Source organism: Brucella pseudogrignonensis, from assembly GCF_031454375.1.
Lineage (GTDB): Bacteria > Pseudomonadota > Alphaproteobacteria > Rhizobiales > Rhizobiaceae > Brucella > Brucella pseudogrignonensis_A.
The window spans coordinates 1-23,862 of sequence record NZ_JAVDQT010000006.1 but is presented as its reverse complement, the minus strand read 5'-3'; the positions used below and the strand labels follow the sequence as shown (position 1 = coordinate 23,862).

The window sequence follows — 23,862 nt, the reverse complement described above, 5'->3', positions numbered from 1 at the left end:
GAAGTTCGTCGATCATTTTGAGCCCGAGGTTTCCTGATTTTCGCAAATCATGATTCTCTGTTGAGATGCCGAAGAGAACGCTTCCCTCGCCCAAGCATGCTGACACGCTTTCACTGAACGCGTTGCGCAGTCTGGTCAAGGGTCTGGTTGAGAAGGCAGAACGTGCAGAAGTTCAACTTGAGAAGCTGGACGCTGAGAATGCAGCACTCCGTAAGGAGAATGCCGAGCTCCGTCTGTAAAATACCCAGCTTAAAGTTGAGAACCAACTCCTTCGCGATGAGATTGCGCGACTGAAAAACCTACCGCCACGACCACCATTCAAACCGTCAGGGATAGACAAGGCAACGGATGCGAAGGTTCTCGACAGCCGTGGTGGCAAGAAAAAACCTCGTGGACCAAAACTGGATGTGGAACGTGTTGACCGCGACATTGTTCTTCGTGCCAGTGTTCCAGACGGCTCACGCTTCAAAGGCTACAAAAGTTGTTACGTGCGAGATGTGGTTTTGCGCGCTGAGGTTATTCACTACCGGCGTGAATGCTGGATGGCACCGAACGGTAAAACAATCCTTGCTCCGCTGCCTGTTGGGATTGTCGGTGGTTGTGGCCCGTATTGCTAAAGCACCGCTGCTTTTTAAAGGACAGGATTTCGGGCAGACCGACATTAAACTGCACCATGATTCTTCAACATTATAGCGATGGCGGAGGAAAAGACGATTGAATGACGTACCCAGAAACTGGAAACGTTTGTAGCTGTACTGCCAATGAACCGCCGCGACATGCTGGCGGAGGTTCTGAGCGATGCGGATGTCGAAACGCTCCGGCATCTCATCAATGAGGGCATGGGCGAAAACACCCTGCGTGCGCTGACTTCAGATCTGGCTTATCTCAAAGCCTGGCGAATGGCTGTAACCGGCAGCCCCCTCCCCTTCCCCGCGCCCGAAGCATTGTTGCTCAAATTCGTCGCACATCATCTCTGGCGGCCGCAACAACGCGAGATCAAACCCGGTCACGGTATGCCCTTGTGATCGTCATTCCCGGTGCTACCGTTGGCGATCCTACTGCGGATTTAAGGCCAGAACCAATCGTTCAAATACCTGCCAATCCTTTATAAGCAGTCAGCTTAATCCCTTCTCATTTCTGAATAGTTGAAAGCCCGCCGCGTTGATGCGTCGTGTCATTTGTTTCCCGAAGTAAAATATCGTTATAACCGTACGGGTTCACAGGTTCTGACGAACCAGCTACGCTTTTATTCGCGCACCGTTCCCAGCCCCCAAGCTAAATCGGTGCGCGGCCCCGGTAGCGCCCGCATGCACCGGGGTTTTTTTTGGTGTCTATGTGCGTTTCAATTTTCTGGCGCGGGTGCGGTGTGACAATCTAACCAGCGCTGCCCCGGCACATATGGACCACCAGTCGTCCGGGATTTTCTTTTCCGGACACACGGCTGGATTGCACAGGCGCCAGACATGCGAATGTCCTTCTCCACGCGCGGCATTGTCATGGTGGGGGCTTTGACAACGCTTATCTTCTTCGCGCGCCAAACTAGTTTTTAGGTTGCATTGGAATGTTGTGAAAATGGCTTCACGCAGCCTTCGATGTAACATCCATTCATCCGGGGCTTTCCATTTATTGGACCGTTCGGTAATAGATTTGACGCATTCAAAGTCGTCCAAAACAAATGCTTTGGTGCAGCCCTAGCTTGATCCCTCTCGCTGGGGCTTTTCTTTTTTAGCATCTTTTGTAATATAGAAGATGTATTTAAGGTCGCCCGTCATAGTTGCCTTGGTGTAGAGCCCCGGATTTGACCTACCGTCTGCCGGGGCTTTCTATTTTAAATAGCACATTGAACCTTTTTCCCGCTAAGCGCGTTTATTGGGCGGAGGAAATGTTATGGGTTGGTTCATTGGATTAATGACGGTCGCATTGCTTACCCTGATTGGCTTTATGATCTGGTCGGAGCGAAATCACAGATGACAGTTCTCAATTTCGCGTTTTCAGATCAAGTATTGCTCATTGCAGGGGCTGTACTGGCAACAGCTTTGGCATGCACTCTTCTTTGGTGGCTACCAAAGTGATTTATTGAAACGACGGGTCAACCTTAACGTCGAAAATGGAAAACCCGCATGACCGCGGCTCACTCACCCCTGAATTAGGGCTTTTTTCAGTTTCCATGGCCATAATTGCCATGTGGCTTTGCGATGAATAAACTTGTTGCTTTTGTCATAGTCCCAACGATAGGGGACTATTCGTTGGGGTGAATTTTAAGGCGGGGTGGCATGGCGCAACTATTACATTTCTTTTCAACCCACATGGGGCAGTACTTCGTCGGCGTATCAATACCCATCATCGCAACGTTTTTGTTGCTGTATTTTGCACCAAGACGACGTCGATGGTAGGTATGAACCAATAATTGCATTGAGAATGCCGACATAGTCTTGTTCCCTCGCGCTGGACACTTCCTTTTCAACTATCGCGATAAACTACTTTAAATGCGAATTCTTGCCGTCATCCTGACTTAGCACAGGGCGAGAATATCCTCTCAACACATGTAAATTTGCATCGAGCGCGACGCGCACCAATATCCTCTTATCCAAATTAAGAGCCAAAAATATCCCCGAATCATTAGGGAAATGACTCATTTTGGTTTCATCTGAAGTGGCAGACTTAATCAACCTTGTGGCGAATGATCTGATGAATATGGTTAGGGTCCCAGAGTTTGAACCGGCGGCTTCCAGGGCCCAAACTGAGTGCTCGCCCTGCTGAGATATACATCCAGATAAGATTTTCTTTTTTGATTTCAGTGAAACAAAAGGCGGTGCAATACGTTTTCAGATGGCAACACAGCCTATGCTGTCGACCAATTTATTAAAGAAGGAATTACCTCAATGGCAAACGAACCAGAAAATTCAGTTGCGGACCAGATCAGCGAACTTCGTAGCCAACTGAGCAATCTCTCTTCACAGCTTGCCGAGCGCCTTGGAAGCGCTTCTGACAAGGCTGATAACGCCTTATCGTCCGCATCGTCCGCATTTGAAGACGTTGCATCGAACGCTCGCTACCATGGCGAAAGAGTACTGAACGCAGCTCGCGAAAATCCTGGTGCAGCAACCGCAACATTGGCAACAGTTGGCATCATCGGGTTGCTTACTGGCATGATGCTGGGTCGTTGTCGCCGATAGCTAAACGACTTTCGATAAATCTGAACCCCCATACGCACAGAAGAGGTAAAACCAATGTCCCATTCAGATCCACAGAGAGCCTGGAAGATAGCTGAAGACAACCGCGTCTGCTTTTATGGCTGGAATGGAAAACAGGTTCCAATGTCTCCGATCGTTCGCAAAGAAGAGGGTGCAATTTACTTCCTCACTGACGCGCGAAGCGATAAGGTCACCGACATTCAAGGACAATCAACTGTGCAGCTCACTTTTTCGAATGAGTCTGCCAATGATTATCTGTTTATTGAAGGCAATGCTCAGGTGTCCAATGATCGCGCGAAAATCAAAGATGTTTGGACGCCTTTCGCTAAGGCGTTCTGGGAATCTGAGAACGATCCAAAAATCCGTCTGATTGTCGTATCTCCGAGCCATGCCGAATTTTGGGACGGCCCCGGTGCAATCATGGCGACGGCGAAGATGCTCTTTGCATCAGTAACCGGCAAAAAGCCCGATATGGGCGACAACCGCGAAACCGGGATGTAAATTGGTTGGCGGACAATAAACTCGTTCAACACCGATACGTTATTCAATCCGCCATATCCTGTCCGCCACAGGTCAAACGGCACCTCCGGTCATGAAGTACTTGGGGTTATGAAAATGACCATCGATGATCATGCACGGCAAGCTGAAAGATGATGGCTTTGTATTGTATGATACCCAGACTCAGGACCCATTGGTTTGAGGATGAAGAACTTATTCAGTTTCGCTTGAGGAGACTGAACGATGCGCAATATTTACTGGCTGAGCGAAGGACCGTTGTCGCGCCTTCGTCCCTTTTGCCCATGAGCCATGGACATCCACGCGTTGATGACAGACGTGTTTGAGTGGAAGTATCTTCATTCTTCGCAATAGGTTACAGTGGTGTGATACCTCTCGGGAATACGGGCCTTATAAAACGCTCTATGATCTTTGGGACCGTTGGTGTCACAAGGGGATATTTGCTCAGATATTATAAGGGCTGTCTTCCAAATCGTCGATTGGAAAGACGGTCATGATGGATGCGACCATTTGAAAGCTTACTGCACGCCTTCAAGCCCACTGTAAAAAAAGGGGGCGATCGACGACTGATCGGCCGGACAAAAGGTGACATGCATACCAGGTTGCATGCCGTCACTGAGCGCAAGGGCGCCCCATCAGGTTACACGTCACGGCGGGACAAATCAGCGACTACACCGGAGTTGCAACTTTAATCGAGGCGTTAGCGAAGGTCGACTGGCTTCTTGCCGATAGAGGCTATGATGCTGGCTGGTTCAGAAAACGGTTAAAAGACAAAGCGATAAAGCCGTGCATCCCGGGTCGCAAAAACCGTAAGAAGCCTATCAGGTATGACAAACGCCGATACAAGTAGTGTAATCGAATCAAAATCATGTTTGGCAGACTGAAAGACTGGTGAAGAATTGTTACCCGTTATGATCGCTGCCCGGTCGTGCTCCGTGCAGCAATAGATCTCGCAGCAGCCGTTATATTCTGGCTCGGAAAGCAACTAGTCCTTAGCCTGGTCAGCAGGAAAAATAAGGCTTATTTACTGTGAATTGAATTACCAATAAAGAACTTCGCTTCAGGTTAGATAGTGTTAGGCTAACAATAAGTTTAGTCGATTAAGGCCCATTTAAGCCACAAAAAACCGTCCAGATTTCTCTGAACGGTTTAATTAAACTGGAGGTCACCAGTTATTAGAACTTGTAGGCAACGCCGAGACGAACTTCGTTGGTTTTAAACTTGTTACGAGCTGTCAGTACGTCGTCTACTACAGAGTAGTTCTTTTTGCCGTAGTCGCTGTAACGGTATTCGAGACGCAGAATGACGTTATCAGTTGCAGCGTAATCTACGCCAGCGCCAGCAGTCCAGCCAACGTGAGTCTTGCTTTTGGATTCTGAAACATCAAAAGCATCACCGTCGATAACGCCCGAAGCTGATACGGTATTCTTCACGCTGCCAATCGCAACACCTGCGGCAACGTATGGAAGCCAACGATCAAATGCATAACCTGCACGCGCACGAACCGCACCGGAAGTGCGAAGCTTGCTTTCAGCGCCGAGTGTCAGGGTGTCTACGCCATTAGTGAAGGTCTCAGAAATGCTGTCTTTCTGATTGTTGAAGGTTACATCACCATCAAGACCCAGAACAACATTGTTGCCGAGGTCGAAGTTATAACCCGCGTAAAGACCGCCAAGGAAACCATCTGGCTTCATGTGGCCGACATTGTAGCCGTTAAGATCGAAGGTGGACTTCGCCCAACCCCAACCAACCTGACCGCCGAGATAACCACCAGTCCAAGAGAACACAGGTGCAGAAACAACCGGTGCTGGTTCGTCATAAACGATGGCGTCAGCTGCATTCGCTGCCGAAACACCTGCAAAGATAGCTGCCGAAGCAAACAAGATCGCTTTAATTTTCATTTTAATCTCTCCAAGCCCATTAGAAAAACTCTAGAGATCAAAATAGGCCACCACGCTAAAAAGTCTGTAGTAAATAAGCCACACCTAATGCAATAGGGGCATTTAATCGATTGGCGTTTTATTATGATTAAAGAATAATAAACAAAAAATGCCAGATAGAGCGCTTTTTTCATACACCTCGAACAAGCTTTGTCGCCCTGCGGTGAACGGTGTCTCGGTCTTCCACCTTCATCAGGAAGCACTCCGCAAGCAACGCCTTGCTGATCACACCGACAGTCTAATTGTCATTTTCCTGCTCAAATCCAGTCTTCGTAGGAATACAGGAACTAACTCGCTAAAAGTCCAGGTTTTCGTCCGCCCCCCACACCATTAATTCTGGATGGAAATCAACAGACGTTAATTTTATCGAAAATTCTCCTATTCATAGACCTGCCTTAAAAACATTTATGAATAACCCACTCGTTGCGCGCCCGTTGTTAGCGGGCTTCTTTATTGACATCGATATCAATATTTTTGAAGATACTAACACATCTCTGTATCTCCTAAATATAAGATGTAACAAAGAAGCCTGCTGTTTTCCGGGAAGAGAGCAGTGGGTTTTTCATTTATTGACATCAAACTTATTTGCATGGAAAAATCTAATAGTTCATCTGCCTTACCCAGGCAGCGTGGACGAATTTGAGCCAGTATCTTTCGGTAGCAATATGAACCATGCTGATAAAGCTCCCGGCAAATTGGTCGGATGGCAATGGCGCGGTTGATTTTCGGTCGATCAAACATCGTTTCGAGTAAGTTACGCTGTTTTTACAGCGTGCGATCATATTCAAGCTTCACGCGACGGTTTGCTCTGCCAGCAATGACGGGTTCGATAGTGCAGCTGGCAAGTTCATTACGAATGGCATCCGCATCGTAGCCCTTATCAGCAAAGAGCGCCTTTGGCGCTTGCTCGGGTACGCTGATCAGTTTGTCATAAGCCTTGCAATCTGCCGTCTAGCCAACCGTTCAGTGGAAGGCGAGCGATCTTCCTCTGGCATCAGCCAGACGGTGAAGTTTACTGGTGAACCCGCCCCGTGAGCGGCTAAGAGCACGTCGATGAACCCCCCATTTCCGCCCGCTGTCGAAATATGGGCACGAACCGTGGTGCTATCGATGCTGTAGTGGCCATTGTCAGCCATGATTTCGGCAAGGCTAACTGAAAATGCCTCCCTGACCCGCACTTCGCTCCAGCGCCGAAAGCGTCGATAGATCGTATTCCAATTGTCGTATTTGGTTGGAGGATCCCGCCACGGTGTAGCGCAACGAAGCGAAAGCTGATGAGAACAGGATTGCAGAGAATGCCAGTGAGAAAGCAAAGGTCTTCATTTTGAACCCCGTGTATCGTTCCAAAATAAGGCCATTAGTAATCTATATATGAAGCCATCTTTAGGTGGCTCCTTTTTTCTTCATCTGGCTCGACGTAAAATCGTCCTTATATCGCAATCTTTTTCATGATTATCTCCTTGTTTCAAAATCGATATTTAAATTATATGTTTGACATTCCGAATTTATAAAAAATCCGATGAAATATTTATAAATGTTTGTCCTTCAGAGATAGGTAATATCGAATTCGTTATCATCATATCTATATTTTGGTACGTTAAATCCCAATTATGACAACCGATATTAATAGTATTCATCAAGAGACCATCTATCTATTTCATTTATACGCAATAATATCTTTTAAACTAACGCATGCGACAATAGGCCGACGATTTTTATTTTAATTATATTGCATGTTGAAAAATTTGGCTTATATAGAAAATTATTACAATCATAAAAAGGGCATTAAAAATGTCGGATTCCATTTCAATAGAAAACTCTGATTTCAATACCGCAGAACTTACGGCTAAGATCGTGTCAGCATGGGTGTCAAATAACGCAGTGCGACCTGACGATCTTATTGAAACCATCAAATCTGTTCACACAGCTATCGCAAGCTTGCAAAACAGCACGCTTAATATCAAAGCTGAAGAAGTACCTGCCGTTGAAGCGCCAAAGCCGTTTGTAAGTGTAAAGAAATCGGTTAGCGATAAGCAGATTACATGCCTTTGCTGCGGGAAATCGTTTAAGTCTATAAAGCGTCATATTGGCACCTCACATGGTTTCACTCCGGATGAATACCGTGCGCACTTCTCTCTTCCGCACGATTACCCCATGGTTGCACCAGGATACTCAAAAGAACGCTCAAAGATCGCGCTTAAATTAGGCCTCGGCCGCAAGCCTGCCGCGTAACGGTCGGCGAATATTTCGAGATATCCGATCAAATAAATAAAGCCCTGATTTCAAACTTCAGGGCTTTTTGCGATCCACATTTCTATTCAAGCAAGCAAACGATAATCATCAGTTTTCTGACGCTCAATCAGCAGCCAGCCGCTAAATCCACCTGCTACCAAAAATAAACCAAATACAAACGTGGCTGGTAAAGTAAACTCTGTCTCCAACTCAAAATCAGAAACATCCTACCGGATTTGCCCCACGTACTCGGATGGGGCGCACGGGTGTTGTCACGTTAACAGGGCTGCATTTGCCTGACTGACGGGTTGGGCGTAAATTTTGACGATGCAGTCGTCAGATATCATCTTCAAGCGTCACCGTTTTACACCGCAGATCATTTCACACGCGGTTTGGCTTTACCTACAGTTTAACCTTAGTCTGCGTGAGGTTGAGGAAATGCTGCTTGAGCGTGGTATCGACGTTTCATACGAAACAGTTCGTCGTTGGATCGCCAAGTTTGGACCTCAGATCGCACACAACTTGCGGCGTCGTCAGGCGCGCCCTGGCGATATTTGGTATTTGGACGAAGTGGTCGTCCAATGCTCTGGAAAGAAATTCTGGCTCTGGCGTACGGTGGATCAAAACGGCATCGTTCTCGAAGAAATCTTGCAGAAGCGGCGAGATAAAGGGGCAGCAAAGCGAATGCTCGTGGCGTTAATGAAGCGCTATGGCTTCGCTCCCAAACGGATCATCACTGATAAGCTCCGCTCGTACAGTGCAGCAAAAGCAGAAGTGGCACCCGGCCTTGAGCATTGGTCGCACAAGGGCCTCAATAATCGTGCCGAGAATAGCCATCTGTCGTTTCGAAAACGGGAACGAACCATGCAAGGCCACCGATCACCAGGCATGTTGCAACGGTTCGTCTCCATGTACTCAGCTACCCGCAATTGCTTTTCAATTCCGTCCCGTCGCCGAGCCGCACAAACAATTCGATACCATCGCCTCGAGGCCTTCGACGCATGGAAAATTGCGGCCGGTGTCGCCTGAATATCTACGAGCCGCTGACCTTTCCGGCCAAATAAACTTAACGTGACAACACCAGTCAATATTGTGCTCATGACTATCAGAAACGGTTAAGGCAGCTCGAATTCCGGGTCTCAATGAGTGGAAAAGGAAATTGCTGGGATAATGCTGTCTCAGAAACATTCTTCAAAACACTCAAGGCGGAGCTGATTTGGCGACATACGTGGCAAACACGTAAACAGCTGACAGATGCCCCGTTCAAATACATCAACGGATTTTACAATCTACACAGAAGATATTCGACACTTGGAGGAATGTCGCCCGCTCAATTCGAGCAAAAAGCCGCCGAAAAGAGATAAAGAGGCGGAAATAAAACGGGACAAGTCCAATACCCCCAGGTGACGTTGTCAATGCAGCTTTTGACGCGCTTGAAGTCTGGCTTAAATTGTACCATATATTGTACGTATTTGGTGCAACACGAAAGGATTGCTGTCATGGATGTAATGACTTACTCGGACGCGCGTGCTCAACTGAAAAACGTGATGGACCGCGCAATCAATGACAAACAGGAAGTCGTCGTGACACGTAAGAATGGTGAGTCCGTTGTTGTGGTTTCCTTGGAAACATGGAACGCGGTAAATGAAACGCTTCACCTCTTGTCAACGCCGCACAACGCTGCGCGTTTGCGCACTTCTATCGCTGAGCTCGATGCTGGAAACGGCGAAGAACGTGAGTTGATCAAGTGAGGCTTGTTTTTTCGGAACAAGCTTGGGAAGATTATTTGTACTGGGTAAATACCAACAATAAGATGCGCGACCGTATCAATGAACTGATCAAACAGTGTCAGAGAACACCATTTCAGGGAACTGGTAAACCTGAACCATTAAAAGGCGATTTAACTGGCTGGTGGTCGCGTCGCATCTCTCAGGAAGACCGAATGGTCTATCGTGTCAGTGGAACGGGCAATTCTCAGAGTTTGGAAATTGCTCAGTTGCGGTTTCATTATTAACCTGTGTTTCCATTAATCATTACAACAATATTATTCGATTGGTACACGACGAAGGCAGCATCAGGATTTCAACTGCTCAATTTCGGCAGCCTCTTCTTTGAGCCGTGGTCGTATTGGCACTCCGATCGATTTCGCCTATTTTGCCCGCTGGCGCGACATTGATGCACGACTGATAAATTCGGCATACGAACGTTAAATCGCCCTCTGAGCGACTTCTACGGCTCAATGAAGGGCTATCTGTGCTCCACCAGTGGTGCGGCAATAAGGTGGCCGCAAATTTATTAAACATCATTGCAACGCCATCCGGTTGTAAACGACAGGCGGCAGAAATCTATCTGTCGCCTGTCTGTTTGTTTAAATCAAACCCATATGTGCGAGAATGACATTCTCAATGATTGCGATGAGCCGCTTGCAGTCGTCGGGGTTTTCATTGCGGATGCAGTAAAGCTCAACGGCCTGGGTCATGTCCGTTCGACCGCCAATGCCATAATCGGTGTAACGATCAATAATATCCTGATTGATATTCTTGCGCTCAAAATGCCCAATGGCATCTTCGGTGTTACGCCATTTGAGCCAGCTGCAGGACGCAAGCCGCTTTTGAAAGCCAGAGCTGAACTGCTGTCGGCTCATGCCCTGGGGGAGTGTGACCGACAGACCGCGCGTTAAAGCACGAACCGGGCTATTCTCGTGAAGGGTCTCTGGCAGATAGATCTGAAGAGCTGAATATTCATCATAGCCTTCATCCTGCACCGGCCAGTCACCATCGATCTGATAATAAGATCCATACTGGTCTTTGCTCTGCTGCTTGATACGATCAGCAATTCGGCCTTCGCCGCATTCGCCGATTTTGAAGATCGGAATGCTGAGCTGCTTTTTGAGATCCTTGAGACCAGGGCAGCCAGCGATATAAATGTCTCGCTTTATGCCGGGACTGAATTTCTCCGCGAATGCGTTTGAACTCAGAATATCGGCCGTGTCGAGGATGAGGTCATCACCGCCGATGACTGGCCATTGTGTTTGGTATTTTGATGAAGCTGTCTGTGAACGGGCAGACGGTAGAAGCAATTGCTTTTTGTCTGCTTTGTTCTCAGAGGCTTTCGTGTGTGATGTTTCTTCGGTGATTGCTGATTTTGACGAAACGCTTGCATCGATTGTTTCCTGATTGAGAATAAAATGGTTGGGGAAGGACAGGCTGATGCTCAGTGGTTTTTCACCCTCAAAGCGAAGCCCAGGGGCGAGCGGCAGCACGAGGCTTGCTTCCCCGAGTTGGATGCGCATGTTTGCGGATTGCGGCTCATTGCCAGCATCAAAGGAAATGGTGATCTGGATAGTTTTATTTTCAGTAGGCATAAATTTCGGTCTTTCTATTTCTTGGTTTGTTTTGTTGTTGATGTGAGTGCTGACGAACCGCGCGCGAAAGCACGCTGGAAGCATGTCTGCTCCAGACAGGATTAGGTGGATTGCGCGATCAATCTTCTTGGAAGGGGAGGCGGAATAGCCTGCGGCCTGATTCATTCAGGCGGCGGAGTTAATGGCCTTGTTGCCTCAGAGCAGTCGATGAATGGAAATATTATCGACAGATGGTCAGACGCACGCATGCGGATGACAATGGTGATATCAGTGAATACCGGAACGGTTTAAACAGGCGTGGCTTTCGGACGCTGCCAGATGAGAGCAAATTTGCCGTCTGCATCCTTATCGAGCAGCCGCGCATAAAATGGTGCGACAAAAGTCGGATCATCGAATTTAACGGAGAGATAATTCTGCTCTGTATCGAGCGTCTTTCGTCGCCAGGCAGATCCAACGATAAAGCTCTTTTTATAAATATCGTAATCCGGGCTGAATTCGCTTTTCTTTTCACGCGGCCAGAATACAAGATCGATCGTGTGCCCGATCAGTTCCATTTGACCCACGATGCTATTGCCCCGCTGATCAAACATTCCAATTATTCGCATTTCATAATTCCTTATAATTTTGGACGAGCAAATGCCTTGGCCTCAGCAAGGCTGAAACCGCAAAACCTCTCACTCAAACCAATTAATGACTGCGCGCTTTGACAATCTCTTGAGCGCGCCAATCTTTTCTTTTTTCGGGAAATCTAACTATTAAGAGATCGCAGATCGACTCTTCAAAAATAAACCAACTCGCAAATCCTGTCCGTCGCCAAACCAACACGTGTCCCGACCAATCAATCATTCAATCAATAAGCTGCTTCATTCAGCAACATCCCAATTGGCTTGACGGCCAATCGGCACAAATCTGAATCGCTCGCAAAAAACTGAAATTGTTCGTAAGATGTTTACGCCTTCGTTTTGCCAACTGCGCCTTATGTAAAATGCCCGGTTTCAGATCAGCCTTTAAAAATATCATAAACTCGAAACATATTCCGCTTTGAACAAATCTGCATGCAATCAGATATTTCCGGCATGTGGGTTGGCACACGAAACGGGGGCGGATCGGCAGCTATAGCCACTTCAAAAGCCAACACTTTCAAAATTATGAAGGCGGGGAAATCCTATTTCACTATGCCGCCAAATCGTAAATGCTTGTAAGGAGCTTACACATCGCTCGCTTGCCGCACGTTAAAGTAAGTACTCTCAGTCGCCAACATGCATTCGCCCGTAAACAGATGCTTGGCAGTCTGCGTTGAACAGGCTAAGCCTCACCCAACCGGTCTATCCTTGCAAAGTATAAAAATGGCGAATTTTCGCCAGCCTCTAAAATTGTAAGTACTTGTCTGCCACGCGATAGCGTGTTTTTGTGGTGAGAAACCGCCCAAAAACGCAGACTAATAAGCTCCTCATGGGCCGAAATACGAATAGCAAAAGTGGCTCGCAGCGCCACTTTTGCGGTATTGAGCCCTGTCATTCTCGCCAATCTGAGCCTTGCATCAGATTGGCGTTATTCAGCCCTTCGAAATTCAGCTAAAGTGCCACGCAGCGGCACTTTTGCGGTATTGAGCCCTCCGAAATTGGGTAAAAACACACCTCACATATCCCAATTTCTCTTAAATCGACCTAATTTTAGGTCCGTTTTTTGATCCCGTTTTTCGAAGTATATGGATCAAAAACAGATACCCTTATTGCGAGGTTTACTGAGCTCTTTACTTATGCTCTTAAACGGCCAAAAACCCACTTTTCCGGGCTTTCTTTGCGCTCCGCGCAGTATTTCTCATGAAGCCCTTTCTTTTGGCCATAAGAGCCCTGTGCTGAAAGCTATGATATTCTTGTAAGATTTTCCGTTTTCAAAAAATATTCCGGAAATTGAAGCAGAATTCGTAAAAATATAAGTAAAAAAACTTATCTTAGGTCATTAATAGAAATTTTTAAAAAAACGGATAGCTTTTCGAAATTTTTTTTTGATGCGGAAATTTTCCAAAAGATAATTCTTTCCGCTGATTCCATTTCGATAAAAACTCTCCCTATCCGCTTTTTAATTTTTATACATAAATCCATTGCTTTTTTAACTCTACTTGGATATTCTTTAAATCGACGAGATGCGTTTTGGACCAATCTGAACTCAATCCGGGTTGATTTTGGTATCCTATTATTGTATTTTGTCCATAAATAACCCGAATTTGGGCCCTGAAATTCCCGCATTTTGGCTATTTAATGATTGCGAAATTCGTTGTTGGAGCGCGGTAGGACGCATGCCTTTGGTCAATCGTGCCGTTGATGTTGAGCCCTCAAGGGCTTACTCGACGGCCTCCAGAAGAGAGATGCAGCGCCGTCTCGATCGCTCATACGGAGTGATCCAGCGGATTTTGTCTGCGCGCATTTCTCGCTTTGACAAGGCAAAGTCTGACCTGTATTCTGTCCGTGCTCTTACGTCTGAAGCACATACTCAGATTGGTGATTGGAACAAGTCGCATAAGGGTGTGAAGAAGCTTTCCCAGCGTATGCCAGGAAGCCTTTACACAACGTCTTATCCTTGGACATTTAGCGGAACGTCTAAGCAATATCAGAAATATGTCGGCCATCGTTTGGTGAAGCATCGCTCCAAATTGCGTTCTTCAATCGATGATTTGCGTGCTTATGTTGACCAGTTTAATGATCGTTATGCCTTTATTCAGAAGGGATTTGCATGGCTGAAGATCAATCCGCCTAAGGTCAATTTGATCTCGGGAGTGCAGGCAGCTTTTGCCGATCTTTTTGCGACCGAGATTGTTGACGGCGTTGAAAGGCTTGTCCTGAAAGACGCCGAGGTTCTTGAGGCAGGAGAGATTGTCCGCAGAGATATCGTTTCCAGCGACAGTGAGGAAATGGTTGTTTCCAAGCCAAATGAGCTGGTTTCAGTCCGCAAAGCTGCGGGAATTGAAGTGCGCAACAAATTTGTTGACGACGGCGCCCTTGTGGGTGACGGCGTTGATAATGCTGATTTTTATAGTCTGGTTGCCAAAATGGCTGAACCGGACTTTATTGACGCGGCTATTCGTTTGCACTTCTATAAGTCTGGTATAGATCCGAAGAATGCTGATTTTTATGTAAATTCTATGCCAGAGAGGCTTTCTGTTGATCTCGATAAGTTTAATCGCAATCGTGATTATGCAACTAAAAACTGGATGAATCGCCCGAATGTGATTTCTCTTGATTCACATCGTGTTGCTTATTCATCGAGCGGCTCATTGATTGCGAAATATGTTGTTCGAGATCCTGTTTATCCAAAGAGATACGATGAAAGCCGCGCGAAAATATTTCCGGAGATTTTAAAGGCTAAACGTCCACCTTTGCCTGTGGATAGTCGCGTCATAACGGATAATACTATTCGTGTTGAAAAATTTGATATTCGCAGAGGTCAGGGTCTTTCTTATCCGTCGAACGCTTATGTTAATGTTTTAGAGACGTTGATTTCTGGCTCACCAGTTGTTCTTGCTGGTGGTCCTGGTTCCGGCAAGACGACGATGATTACCCTCTTTATGTCATCAATGACTTATTCGGGCGCGACCGTTAAGGTTATTGGCGGCGGCGGTTCTCTTGATGTGATTGAGAATAATCTTCGCACGGCTATGGCTAAGAAAGAGAACGGTATTGATGTCTCTATTGACCGTTTTGATGATCATATGATCGTCAAGCGCCGTGATGGTGCGCCTGTTCGAAGAACGAAGTCCTTTGAAAGAGAAGGTCATCATATAACGATTATCGATGAAGCCTCTCTTATTGAGATGCGAGATGAATTCTTAGATCCGGAAGTCGCTCTTCTTGTTGTTGGCGATATCTTCCAGATTGCTAAAGAAGGATCTGTTTTGGATTGGGCTGAAAGGTCTGGTATTCCAAAAGTTATTCTGATGCGCAATTACCGCGCGCAGAATGCTGATCTTATGGCTTGGCCCAGTATCTTTAGGTACGATTCCGCTGTTCAGACTATTCAACATGGCAAACGCTTGTCTGGCATGCGCTATGTGCCGATGTCCAAAAAGATCAATGGTGTCGTGATGGCCGAGGCGCGCGCAGTTTCCAATGCGGCTATTGCCGCACTTGATCAAGGGGGATCTGCGGCTGTCGTTGCGTTTAGCAAAAAGCAGTTGTCGGCCATTTTTGAATGCATGGGGGCGGAGCACGCTGCACGATTGAAATTTGCCGGCTTGCCGGAAGATATTCAGGGCAAAGAAGCGGATCATGTGTTTGTTTCAATCGGTGCGTCTTTGACCTCCGGCGGGAAAACGCCGTCCCGTATTAACGGTCTGGAGGATGAAATGGGGATTGCGCGCATGAACGTTGCTCTTTCACGCGCTCTTTATTCAAATACCATTTTCTCCGGTCTCGTTGAGAGTGATATTGATCTTCGTGTAGCAACCGGTTCACAGGCAATCTTACTTTCAGTCTTGAAGCTTCATGAACTTCTGCCTTCAGAAGAAATTATTTCCTCCGATCCATTTATGAATATTGATTCTTTTAAGAAATGACATTTTGACGAAGATAACGCCTTTCTTGCTGTTCTATCTTTGATGACGGCGAATGAGATACCCTTTACGATGGGTTGCGTGGGGCGCTAAACAGTAATTCATACCTCGGTCAAAGATCCTGATCGGTTCTTTTCTCGCATTGTTCATTTGCTTATGTGATAAATCATCCCGATTGGGATGATGTTAATTATTTACTTAGATACCGCGACAGAGGTAGCTTTGTCCCCGAGAAGTCGTAAGAATAAAAACTAATACAATCATAAATCGTTGGCCATATTGGGGCAGGGGTAGTATTAGATCGTGAAAATGGGGGGCACGGGGAGACCTGTGAGATAGGTCTGGCGTGCCGGATCGTCTCCTCTCTTGTCGGGATTGGGCGTCGCGACATTGAACAATAATCGAGCAGCTCTACGTCTAATTCGACGCGATCTCCCCAAGTGCATTCCTGACGGCATTAATAAGATTGTTGGCATGTCGGCGGCCGACTAAAAGCCCGCCACGCGCCAAGCACAGGTCGACCGCGATTAGTTCGGCCTTTGATTGCCGGGAGAGCTGTTGGAGCGCTTGGCGTGGCGACTTTTTGAAAGTGATATAAATGATCCCGTCATGCTTTCATGCTATTTATTTGCCTCCATGCGTATGCGCACGCTTTGGATGAAAGCTTCACTTGCTTTGAGCATGGCGTCAAATCGACGGCGGCGAATGTAATTACAAACGCGATTGGTGAGGAAACCTCCGCCAAAGATTGTCACGAACAAACCGAACTTGTTCACCGGCACCCCAATAAACATGCTCCAGGCAACGAAGATCGCCAATGCGATTGGTACAAAACAACCCAGCCAATAAAGGATGTTAACGCGTTTATGGATTGCTGTGCCGCTCAATATTGTTTTGTTGTTGGCATCCTTGTTGAAGAAGACCAATTCAGTATCCGCATTTCCCTCAATGCAGCGCCCACCAACCGCAATTAAGGCGACCAGATGACCCGGTCGCATGGGCATATCACGGTGGATGCGAACGTGATGCTCTTCCCCATTTTCTTGTTTGAACCACACATCACGCACCACGTTCACAGATGAGGATATTGAATGAGAGCCACTGCCGCGACCGTCATTGACACTGACATTGGTTTGGCCGCTCACATGTGTATCGCTACGCTGATCTGTAGCAACAATTGCTCCGGTGATGGCCATGAAGTGATAAACACCGCTGCCAACTTTGATGTCTTCTGTAATGATCATATCAAAACGTCCTGGTCGTGTTGGAATATGCTCAAAGGTGTCGCTTCACTTGCTGTGCTTTGCGAGCGGCGATGAGCTGGAAATGTCACGTGTCGTGATGCTGTGGATGACCGCATCCAATGATCGATTTGATACTGACGCGATAAGCAGCATCACTCAAACATCAGGAAATCTTCCGCGGTTATATCGGCTTTGTTAAAATCAAAGACTGAAGCACTGGCATAACGATTGGGTTCGGCAACTTTTATGAGATTGTCAATGAACTGCAGCAAAAGCTTTTTATCCATAAATTTGGTGTTGAAAAGATTGACTCCGAGATAGCCATTTCTAGTGAGAACAAAGACGCTCTGATTATAATAACGCGCTGTTTCAGCATTATTGCGGAACGTCATTTGCATTGTATAGACGATCTGCGGGTTATACCTCGGTAGCTCAAAATATGGTGGCTCAATGAGCGCGGCAGTTTTGACGACACCGTCTTCATCCGATTGCTGACTTGCCGTTTCCTCGAGTTGTTTCAGGGCACCTGGTAACAGAGTTTTCTCGATGAGCGTTTTAGAAATATAGCCCGAGCGAATTTCATCTGACACGACGATGAATTCAGTGATGTTTTGTGGGTTGACGAATGCAGCTTTGAGCGGTGGGCAGGTGGTGTATTTCATCAGCTCTACAAGATACCGGCACGCCTGTGTGCCGTCTTTGCTCATCATATAATTTTTAAAACCAAATGTGTCGAGCGGATCGGCAGGTCGTTCAATCTTGATTTTATGGCGTCTGAAGTACTCATCTCGCGGGCTCAAGGAATTTGCCGACCTTTTTGGAAGGTCGAAAGTGCTGATTGATCCCCAATCCGTTTGGAGCGGTAGTGACAGCGGTTTAAAGCCCTCTTTCAATACCAGTTTTAATTCATCAAAATTTTGCGCAATTCCAGGCGTAACACTGACGCCGAGGAGCAATGTCAAAGTGACAAGGAAGCGGGCTATGTATTTTTGTATCGTCATCATGACCTCATAGAAATATTCGGGCAAATGGCTGTCTGAATAGTGCTCAAAAGAACGCACGAAACCGATCGGTCGATCGGTATTCTCGACAACCGTTTAGAATTTTGGGACTACTAAATGACTGGGTGCGTTTTACTGCGGCCCTAACCAGTATTCTGGAGGGGAGGAGCGCCTTGCATATAGACATTCAGGTCCTGCAAGCGCGTGCAAAAATCCGTTGCTTTGATATTTGCAAGATACCACGCCACACCCAGTTTCATGCCAGTTGACAACGCGCGGAACCGGGAAAGCTTTAAGTAACAACCAATCTCGCCGACGCTTTGATATCTCATCGGGCGTTGTCCCCGGTGATCGTAAGGGCATTCTGTGAATAATAGTAAAGCCTCGCGTCTGGCGAATAGATTGAACGGTTTGAGCGGATATCTGACGACCCTGGCCGATTATATGAGTTACAGATTTCGTTTGCGCACGAATAATAAGATTGGTCGGGATGATGGCTGCCGTGACATTTTTCTCGTGGTGGTGTCAGGTATTCTGGATTTAAAAAGACATTTTCGAAAAGCGCAGTAATGCAATGAATTTCCGCTCTTTGTGATGGCATGCAAATATTCATTCTATCCTCCCGCCGAGACGAAAGGGGTAGAAAACGCAAGCTTTGGAAATGCCGAATAGGGCGTGTCTTAAAGCCGGTTTCCAGGAGCATCTGCGGGACGCCCCCGCTTCATATGCTCATTGACCCCTTGGTGATCGGGGAGTTGGAAAATCGTACTTGACGATCCCTGTGGCCTTTAGCCGGAGGCCTGTTGCATACGCCACAGGCTCCCCGACCATAAGGTCAAAGAGTCAGTGCTGTAACGGCCAGCACAAAACCGCAAGTATGAGGTTTCCACGCCCCAAGGCAGATGCGTTCTGCCTCAACAAAGACGTTATGCGGAAAGGTGAGCAAGATGCAAGCGCAGAAACATCGAATGGATTCAAAAATAAGATCAGTTGCGTAACAAATGTGATCTGCCTGTTGCCCATCCAAATGCGCAAGTCAAACTCATGCTGCTTGCAGCCATGTATTATTTACGAAGAAATTGTTGTTCGCGAACTGAGCCGTCCTATTCTGCATATGCGATATAAAATTCCAGATGGCGCATATGCCACCGACGTCAATACAACACTATTTTGAATCCATTGGCGCCGAATGATTCAAAACATTCATTGGATATTATATCAGCGATGAATCACATTCCTTTGCATGAACCACTCAGTTTCAAGGCACGTCGATTTGCAGCGACGAGATCCATCACAGAACATGGCCCGTTTTTATGGTTTGTCTGTGGAGCCCGATCTTTTTGGCGTCTGGGTGCTATCACGTAACTGGGGACGCATAGGCAGTTTGGGTCAATCAAAATGCCAATCATTTGAGAATGCGCATGAGGCTTGCTCTGCACTTGATCGCTTACATCGCCAAAAATTGAAACGCGGTTATACTCCGGTTGGTTGAGCCAGCGTTGCCTCCGTAACTCATTCTTTTCTGCTTCTGCGCATCTTCGACTTTGATGTGCTTTATTAATTTTTCAGGCTAATTGATTTGAACATTCTGGATCGACGTCTCAAAATTCGCGCCATAGTGTTTTTTGCACAAGTGTGCTAATCTGGATTTGTAAAAATATATGGAAATTGCCCATGAGCCGCCTTACGATTGATATATCCGATAAGCGGCATCAGAGCGTGAAAACTCTTGCCGCTTTGCAAGAAAAAACCATTAAACAATATGCTTTAGAACGGTTGTTTCCAGGAGACATCGAGGCCGATAAGGCTTGGCAAGAATTAAAAGCGATGGTTGAAACTCGCGTCGAAGAAGGTCTTTCGGGAAAAGTATCAGATAAGACTGTTCGTCAGATTCTTGATGAAGAACTGATCGAAGACTACTCTTGAAACATTATCTTCTTACCGCGAAAGTCGAAGTCGATTTAAGAAGTATTACTCGGTAGGCGATGATTTCACGTGGAGAGCAATATCCTATCAGTAGATAAACGCGCCCCGGCGATATCATTGCGTTTTGATGTGCACAGCCTGCGAGCTCAATAGCTTGGCAATGCTGGAGAAACTATCTATCAGTCATCGTCTGCCCGGCAATTGAAGCGGCGGTCGCAGAAAACCAAGACAAACAGAAAGCATTTGCGGTCATAGCGGCTAAACAGAAAGCCGAACGGACGGTTCTGTCTGAATACCACCACCCCGCGTCATCACAGCCTTTGTTACAATCGCTGAGAATGACGAGGTAGAGAATCCTGTAGACTAATTCTTTATAATGGCTGAACAATCTGCAGTAACTGGTGGTACTGCGATCATGAAGCGGGGTTTTTTTAATAGGAGTTTGCTTGAAGGCACCTAGTATTAAAATCCTTGAATGTGGTACCAATTCATGGTACTAACCCTCATGAAAAAGCGGCATCGAACAACATTGGAACTGATATTCGTTCGACCTGTCAGCGGTTCGATTAAATGGAGTGAGATTGAAGCTCTGTTTATTGCACTGGGTGCGGAAGTGAGTGAACGCGAAGGTTCGCGCATAGGCGTCTATCTCTTTGGTGAAATCAGGGTGTTTCATAGACCACATCCTTCACCGGACACTGACAAGGGTGCGGTAGCCAGCGTTAGAAAGTGGCTCGAAGAAAACGGAGTAAAACCATGAGAAATGTTATGGAAATTATTGGAGAAAAGGCTGTTATCACCTTTGATCCTGACATTGAGATGTTTCGTGGTGAGTTTATCGGTATGATTGGCGGCGCTGATTTTTACGCCAACAATGTGCAGGATTTGGTCGAAGAAGGCCGCAAATCGCTTGAAGTGTTTTTTGAGCTTTGTAAAGAAAAAGGCATTGAGCCGCATCGCCAGTTTTCAGGGCGCTTTAATGTACGCATCGACCCAACCGACCATGCCGCAGCCGTCGCCGCTGCTGCTGCTGCCGGCAAGAGCCTGAATGAATGGGTCGCCGGTGCAATTAAATTGGCCGCCGCGTAATAATGCACTGTAACCATGTCAGCGCTCTTTCGGGAATTCGCTAGCGTAGCTCAGTTACGATCAAAACTTATAGTTCCATAATTTACATTATCTGATTTGGATATGTAGCCGGGGTGGGTTCTAGCTTGAAGTGCGACTTGCAAATGATAACAATGAGTTATCCAATGCAAGGAACCTGTCATGGACCGCACCTATTCGCATATTGATTTGGATGAACGCCGCAGAATAGCGCGCTGGCGCACTGCAAAGCTTTCGGTTGACGTTATTGCTGAGAGGCTTGGAAGGCATCGCTCGACCATTTTTCGTGAACTCAAACGCAATCAGTTTACCGATGATGAGATCGAGGATTTAAACGGCTATTATTGTACGATTGCTGACCAGAAATGCCGTGAGCGTCGCTCGAAGCAACGAAAACTTATTCGTTATGATCATCTCCGGCAGTCCGTGATCCAGCACATCAGCGATGGGTGGTCACCGCAACAGATTGCCGGGAGAATGCGGTTGGAGCGGCATCCCATCTCTGTCAGTCATGAAACGATCTATCAGTTTGTGTATTCCACCGACGGACGCCAAGAAGGGCTTTGGAAGTATCTGCCGGAACGTCGTGCCAAACGACGCCCACGCCATGCCCGGCGTCATCATGGGCGCCGCTTTCCACCAGAACTCAGCATCTTACACCGCCCGGATATAGTTGCCAGGCGCAAGCAGTTCGGACACTGGGAGTGCGACCTCATCCAGTTTCGCAAGAGGTTCGGCAAAGCCAATGTGACGTCTCTGGTCGAGCGGGTAAGCCGCTTTACTGTGTTGCTACGCAACAATGATCGTCAGTCCCGACCAGTGATGGATGGGGTGATTAGGGTACTCCAACTCCTGCCCCAAACGGCCCGCCGATCAATCACCTTTGATCGTGGTACTGAGTTTACAGAGTGGTCCTATCTACAGAATGGGATAGGATCTCAAACATGGTTCTGTGATCCAAACTCACCATGGCAAAAAGGTGCGATTGAGAACATCAACAAGCGCATCCGACGGTATTTGCCCAGCAACACGGACCTGACACAAGTTAGCCAGGCGCAGTTGACCGCCCTCGCCCATGATCTCAATGCAACGCCGCGCAAGTGTCTTGGATTTAAGACACCAGCCGAGGCTTTTGCTACACTTTTGCGGGAAGCAGCATAATCAGATAGCTTTACCTACGGCATGATGCAGTTGGAGTAGCTTTTCCAAACATTTCCAAAAATGTTCTCTTTATCGCCTCCCTTCTCACAACTGCTGAGCCAAAGCCTTAGAAAGGAAGTGAGTATTGAAGCTCAACAGACTGCTTTAAAATGATTATGCTTCAACTGGCTTCTGTTCGGCGGCTTTATCCGGCTGAATGTAAAGAGTTTCAGACGAGAACGCGAAATCTGCTCCATGAGCATGCACAATCTCGATAATCTTGAGATAAACCTCTTGCTGCGCTTCAAGCCAATCCGCCCAAATGGTTGTTTTTGTGAAGCAATAGACCATGATGTTGAGTGAGGAATCTGCGAACTCATTAAAATATATCAGCAGACTTTGTGTCTGATCGATCTTTTCATTGGCTTTGAGCATTGATCTTATGTCGTCAATAACGCCAGAAACTTTATCGCCGTCTTCATAACGCAAGCCAATCGTCGTACTGATGCGCCGGTTGGTCATGCGCCCCGGATTTTCAACGCTGATGGTAGAAAATGCGGCATTAGGCACATAAAGCGGGCGATTATCAAAGGTCTTAATCTTTGTCAGCCGCCAGCCGATCTCAACAACTGTACCTTCAATGTTTCGATCAGGCGAACTTATCCAGTCACCGATGCTAAACGGCCGATCGAAATAAAGCATCACCCCAGAGAAGAGGTTACTGAGTACATCTTTTCCGGCAACACCAATCGCGATACCACCGATACCGCCAAAAGCAAGTAAGCCGGATAGGCCAATCCCAAATTGCTCGCCAAAAAGCAGCATAATGAAGAGAAATAGCGCCAGCTTTAAAATACGGGCAACCATACGCGCAGAAGTCACATCATTTCCACGTGCAATCTGACTGTGCGTGAGGCGATTAATCAACTGGAATAGCTGCTGCATGGCAATCAATGCCATAACGAAAGTCGATACCGTGTTGATTACTTCGGGCGTAATCGCCGTTATCTTATAATCAACAAGCAGCATGTAAGCGACTTGCCTGAACGTCATAATAAGTCCAAACATCGCAGCAACGAATGTCAGATGAGCTAAAATGTTTCTCGACCAGCCTTTTTTGTGTCGTATCAGAAACCAGAACACAAAGGCGGCAATCGCAAAAAGCAGAATAATTCCTGCTGCTACCCAGTATTTTGCCATTTCACCCCGCCTTTAGACAGTCTTCATTGCCCTGCTGAAACTCCCGGCAAGCTCGCACCTGCGCTTGAACTTGATGTCAAAGCTCCGGTGAAAAAAGCCAGATTCGCAGCCGCAATTAGTGAGGCAGCGTGAGCATCCGTGTGCGCCAGCTTTGCATCAAGCAATGCATTGTTGGCTTCATTGACAATCGTAATCGTGCCTAGCCCATTCTTATAAGATTCAAGCGCTGCATCATATGCTGTGGCAGACGTCTGAACCAGAACACCCGCAGCTTTGTTAGCAGCCAGAGACGTTTTAAGAAGATTGGATGCAAGAACGATTTCTGCAACCGCATCAAGCTGAACCTTACGGAACGTTTCAGTCGCGGCATTGCGTGTCGATTCAGCACTCTTAAGCTGGGCGGCACGAAGTCCACTATCATAAAGCGGCATCGTGGCACCGATCAAAAC

Annotated in this window: 19 protein-coding genes and 5 pseudogenes; 16 read left to right on the top strand and 8 right to left on the bottom strand. The window is 47.0% G+C overall.

Going from position 1 to position 23,862, the window contains the following annotated elements; genetic code table 11:
* Nucleotides 1-65: 65 nt before the first annotated feature.
* The 5 genes and pseudogenes from J2782_RS22970 to J2782_RS16185 all read left to right on the top strand — a co-directional run.
* A pseudogene (locus J2782_RS22970) lies at nucleotides 66-605 on the top strand (IS66 family transposase); the annotation flags it as partial.
* Between the two features lie 156 nt (nucleotides 606-761).
* Nucleotides 762-1,019, top strand: a pseudogene (locus J2782_RS16200) (integrase); the annotation flags it as partial.
* Between the two features lie 1,863 nt (nucleotides 1,020-2,882).
* On the top strand, nucleotides 2,883-3,176 hold the full coding sequence (locus J2782_RS16195) for a hypothetical protein (RefSeq protein ID WP_310014465.1): 294 nt from the start codon (nucleotides 2,883-2,885) through the stop codon (nucleotides 3,174-3,176).
* A 54-nt stretch (nucleotides 3,177-3,230) separates the two neighbouring features.
* Nucleotides 3,231-3,695, top strand: a complete 465-nt coding sequence (locus J2782_RS16190) for a pyridoxamine 5'-phosphate oxidase family protein (protein WP_310014463.1) — start codon at nucleotides 3,231-3,233, stop codon at nucleotides 3,693-3,695.
* 240 nt (nucleotides 3,696-3,935) lie between these two features.
* Nucleotides 3,936-4,743, top strand: a pseudogene (locus tag J2782_RS16185) (IS5 family transposase).
* Nucleotides 4,744-4,885: 142 nt separating this feature from the next.
* Here J2782_RS16185 and J2782_RS16180 read toward each other — a convergent pair.
* Both J2782_RS16180 and J2782_RS22965 read right to left on the bottom strand, forming a co-directional pair.
* Nucleotides 4,886-5,611: an outer membrane protein gene (locus J2782_RS16180; protein WP_310014462.1), complete on the bottom strand. Its 726-nt coding sequence runs from the start codon at nucleotides 5,609-5,611 to the stop codon at nucleotides 4,886-4,888.
* A 638-nt stretch (nucleotides 5,612-6,249) separates the two neighbouring features.
* A pseudogene (locus J2782_RS22965) lies at nucleotides 6,250-6,915 on the bottom strand (IS5 family transposase); the annotation flags it as partial.
* Nucleotides 6,916-7,441: 526 nt separating this feature from the next.
* Between J2782_RS22965 and J2782_RS16165 the strand changes: the two are divergent.
* The 5 genes and pseudogenes from J2782_RS16165 to J2782_RS16145 all read left to right on the top strand — a co-directional run bounded on the left by J2782_RS16165 (nucleotide 7,442) and on the right by J2782_RS16145 (nucleotide 9,896).
* The gene (locus J2782_RS16165; RefSeq protein WP_310014456.1) at nucleotides 7,442-7,882 is read left to right on the top strand and encodes a Ros/MucR family transcriptional regulator; all 441 of its coding nucleotides are present in this window, start codon (nucleotides 7,442-7,444) and stop codon (nucleotides 7,880-7,882) included.
* Nucleotides 7,883-8,209: 327 nt separating this feature from the next.
* Nucleotides 8,210-8,911, top strand: coding sequence for an IS6 family transposase (locus J2782_RS16160; RefSeq protein WP_310014775.1), 702 nt, complete (start codon nucleotides 8,210-8,212; stop codon nucleotides 8,909-8,911).
* 44 nt (nucleotides 8,912-8,955) lie between these two features.
* A pseudogene (locus tag J2782_RS16155) lies at nucleotides 8,956-9,246 on the top strand (IS3 family transposase); the annotation flags it as partial.
* Nucleotides 9,247-9,381: 135 nt separating this feature from the next.
* On the top strand, nucleotides 9,382-9,633 hold the full coding sequence (locus J2782_RS16150; protein WP_310014455.1) for a type II toxin-antitoxin system Phd/YefM family antitoxin: 252 nt from the start codon (nucleotides 9,382-9,384) through the stop codon (nucleotides 9,631-9,633).
* Complete coding sequence (locus J2782_RS16145) at nucleotides 9,630-9,896, top strand: Txe/YoeB family addiction module toxin (protein WP_310014452.1); 267 nt, start codon at nucleotides 9,630-9,632, stop codon at nucleotides 9,894-9,896. The genes J2782_RS16150 and J2782_RS16145 overlap by 4 nt, the downstream gene beginning before the upstream one ends.
* A gap of 354 nt (nucleotides 9,897-10,250) precedes the next feature.
* Here the strand turns inward: J2782_RS16145 and J2782_RS16140 are convergent, their stop codons facing one another.
* Complete coding sequence (locus J2782_RS16140; RefSeq protein WP_310014450.1) at nucleotides 10,251-11,246, bottom strand: hypothetical protein; 996 nt, start codon at nucleotides 11,244-11,246, stop codon at nucleotides 10,251-10,253.
* A 287-nt stretch (nucleotides 11,247-11,533) separates the two neighbouring features.
* On the bottom strand, nucleotides 11,534-11,851 hold the full coding sequence (locus J2782_RS16135; RefSeq protein ID WP_310014447.1) for a DUF736 domain-containing protein: 318 nt from the start codon (nucleotides 11,849-11,851) through the stop codon (nucleotides 11,534-11,536).
* Nucleotides 11,852-13,431: 1,580 nt separating this feature from the next.
* On the opposite strand from J2782_RS16135, the gene J2782_RS16130 reads away from it, so the two are divergent.
* Entirely contained in the window at nucleotides 13,432-15,798 is a 2,367-nt protein-coding gene (locus J2782_RS16130) for an AAA family ATPase (protein ID WP_310014445.1), read from the top strand.
* Nucleotides 15,799-16,415: 617 nt separating this feature from the next.
* Here J2782_RS16130 and J2782_RS16125 read toward each other — a convergent pair.
* On the bottom strand, nucleotides 16,416-17,039 hold the full coding sequence (locus J2782_RS16125; protein ID WP_310014442.1) for a hypothetical protein: 624 nt from the start codon (nucleotides 17,037-17,039) through the stop codon (nucleotides 16,416-16,418).
* 152 nt (nucleotides 17,040-17,191) lie between these two features.
* Nucleotides 17,192-18,043: a hypothetical protein gene (locus J2782_RS16120; protein WP_310014440.1), complete on the bottom strand. Its 852-nt coding sequence runs from the start codon at nucleotides 18,041-18,043 to the stop codon at nucleotides 17,192-17,194.
* A gap of 1,240 nt (nucleotides 18,044-19,283) precedes the next feature.
* Between J2782_RS16120 and J2782_RS16115 the strand changes: the two genes are divergently transcribed.
* The 5 genes from J2782_RS16115 (at nucleotide 19,284) to J2782_RS16095 (ending at nucleotide 22,234) form a co-directional block, all read left to right on the top strand.
* A complete protein-coding gene (locus J2782_RS16115) occupies nucleotides 19,284-19,532 on the top strand; it encodes a WGR domain-containing protein (protein WP_310014438.1) in 249 nt (82 codons plus the stop codon).
* Nucleotides 19,533-19,714: 182 nt separating this feature from the next.
* Complete coding sequence (locus tag J2782_RS16110; RefSeq protein WP_310014436.1) at nucleotides 19,715-19,966, top strand: antitoxin; 252 nt, start codon at nucleotides 19,715-19,717, stop codon at nucleotides 19,964-19,966.
* Nucleotides 19,967-20,471: 505 nt separating this feature from the next.
* Nucleotides 20,472-20,726, top strand: coding sequence for a type II toxin-antitoxin system HicA family toxin (locus J2782_RS16105; RefSeq protein WP_310014433.1), 255 nt, complete (start codon nucleotides 20,472-20,474; stop codon nucleotides 20,724-20,726).
* Between the two features lie 8 nt (nucleotides 20,727-20,734).
* Nucleotides 20,735-21,055, top strand: a complete 321-nt coding sequence (locus J2782_RS16100) for a type II toxin-antitoxin system HicB family antitoxin (RefSeq protein ID WP_310014431.1) — start codon at nucleotides 20,735-20,737, stop codon at nucleotides 21,053-21,055.
* A gap of 180 nt (nucleotides 21,056-21,235) precedes the next feature.
* The gene (locus tag J2782_RS16095) at nucleotides 21,236-22,234 is read left to right on the top strand and encodes an IS30 family transposase (RefSeq protein WP_310014430.1); all 999 of its coding nucleotides are present in this window, start codon (nucleotides 21,236-21,238) and stop codon (nucleotides 22,232-22,234) included.
* A gap of 153 nt (nucleotides 22,235-22,387) precedes the next feature.
* Here the strand turns inward: J2782_RS16095 and J2782_RS16090 are convergent, their stop codons facing one another.
* Both J2782_RS16090 and J2782_RS16085 read right to left on the bottom strand, forming a co-directional pair.
* Nucleotides 22,388-23,413, bottom strand: coding sequence for a mechanosensitive ion channel family protein (locus J2782_RS16090; protein ID WP_310014427.1), 1,026 nt, complete (start codon nucleotides 23,411-23,413; stop codon nucleotides 22,388-22,390).
* A gap of 23 nt (nucleotides 23,414-23,436) precedes the next feature.
* Nucleotides 23,437-23,862 (bottom strand): TolC family protein (locus J2782_RS16085; RefSeq protein ID WP_310014425.1); only part of this gene is annotated, 426 nt, incomplete at its 5' end.

Bases quoted from the DNA above. Each gene is read 5' to 3' on its own strand.
- J2782_RS16090 (WP_310014427.1), bottom strand. From the start codon at position 23,413: ATGGCAAAATACTGGGTAGCAGCAGGAATTATTCTGCTTTTTGCGATT.
- J2782_RS16195 (WP_310014465.1), top strand. From the start codon at position 2,883: ATGGCAAACGAACCAGAAAATTCAGTTGCGGACCAGATCAGCGAACTT.
- J2782_RS16165 (WP_310014456.1), top strand. From the start codon at position 7,442: ATGTCGGATTCCATTTCAATAGAAAACTCTGATTTCAATACCGCAGAA.
- J2782_RS16135 (WP_310014447.1), bottom strand. From the start codon at position 11,851: ATGCGAATAATTGGAATGTTTGATCAGCGGGGCAATAGCATCGTGGGT.
- J2782_RS16115 (WP_310014438.1), top strand. From the start codon at position 19,284: ATGAACCACTCAGTTTCAAGGCACGTCGATTTGCAGCGACGAGATCCA.
- J2782_RS16110 (WP_310014436.1), top strand. From the start codon at position 19,715: ATGAGCCGCCTTACGATTGATATATCCGATAAGCGGCATCAGAGCGTG.
- J2782_RS16095 (WP_310014430.1), top strand. From the start codon at position 21,236: ATGGACCGCACCTATTCGCATATTGATTTGGATGAACGCCGCAGAATA.
- J2782_RS16120 (WP_310014440.1), bottom strand. From the start codon at position 18,043: ATGATGACGATACAAAAATACATAGCCCGCTTCCTTGTCACTTTGACA.
- J2782_RS16125 (WP_310014442.1), bottom strand. From the start codon at position 17,039: ATGATCATTACAGAAGACATCAAAGTTGGCAGCGGTGTTTATCACTTC.
- J2782_RS16140 (WP_310014450.1), bottom strand. From the start codon at position 11,246: ATGCCTACTGAAAATAAAACTATCCAGATCACCATTTCCTTTGATGCT.
- J2782_RS16190 (WP_310014463.1), top strand. From the start codon at position 3,231: ATGTCCCATTCAGATCCACAGAGAGCCTGGAAGATAGCTGAAGACAAC.
- J2782_RS16180 (WP_310014462.1), bottom strand. From the start codon at position 5,611: ATGAAAATTAAAGCGATCTTGTTTGCTTCGGCAGCTATCTTTGCAGGT.
- J2782_RS16160 (WP_310014775.1), top strand. From the start codon at position 8,210: ATGCAGTCGTCAGATATCATCTTCAAGCGTCACCGTTTTACACCGCAG.
- J2782_RS16105 (WP_310014433.1), top strand. From the start codon at position 20,472: ATGAAAAAGCGGCATCGAACAACATTGGAACTGATATTCGTTCGACCT.
- J2782_RS16150 (WP_310014455.1), top strand. From the start codon at position 9,382: ATGGATGTAATGACTTACTCGGACGCGCGTGCTCAACTGAAAAACGTG.
- J2782_RS16100 (WP_310014431.1), top strand. From the start codon at position 20,735: ATGGAAATTATTGGAGAAAAGGCTGTTATCACCTTTGATCCTGACATT.